We start from the raw sequence: 460 nt of genomic DNA on the forward strand, positions 1-460 counted from the left end.
CATCATTTCCATCGTTTTTTTAGTAGGCCCTATAAACGCTATGCCTTGTTCCTCAACGGTTTGAGCAAATTTTGTTGATTCTGATAAAAAGCCATATCCTGGGTGAATTGCATTAGCACCAGTGATTTGTGCAGAAGATATGATGCGGTCAATATTTAAATAACTATCCAAAGCATTAGCTTCCCCAATACATATAGCTTGATCTGCTAAATGTACATGCAAGCTTTGCTCGTCCCCTTTTGCATAAACTGCTACAGTTTCAATCCCATATTCTCTGCAAGCTCTTATAATCCTTACAGCAATTTCACCTCTGTTCGCAATTAAACAACGAAGCATTTACTTACCCCCTTTACTTAATACGTACCAAAACTTGGTCGTATTCAACATTTGTGCCATGATCAGCTACTATTTCAGTAATTTCTCCAGCAACATCTGTTGTTACCTCGTTTAATACTTTCAT

Annotated in this window: 2 protein-coding genes; both read right to left on the reverse strand. The window is 37.4% G+C overall.

The features are described 5' to 3' along the window. Positions 1-336 (reverse strand): biotin carboxylase N-terminal domain-containing protein (locus tag KDK95_RS38920; protein WP_282971772.1); only part of this gene is annotated, 336 nt, incomplete at its 3' end. A gap of 13 nt (positions 337-349) precedes the next feature. Beyond that, the coding region (locus tag KDK95_RS38925; protein ID WP_001630459.1) for a biotin/lipoyl-containing protein at positions 350-460 on the reverse strand (111 nt) is incomplete at its 5' end.

Source organism: Actinospica acidithermotolerans, assembly GCF_018139625.1.
Lineage (GTDB): Bacteria > Actinomycetota > Actinomycetes > Streptomycetales > Catenulisporaceae > Actinospica > Actinospica acidithermotolerans.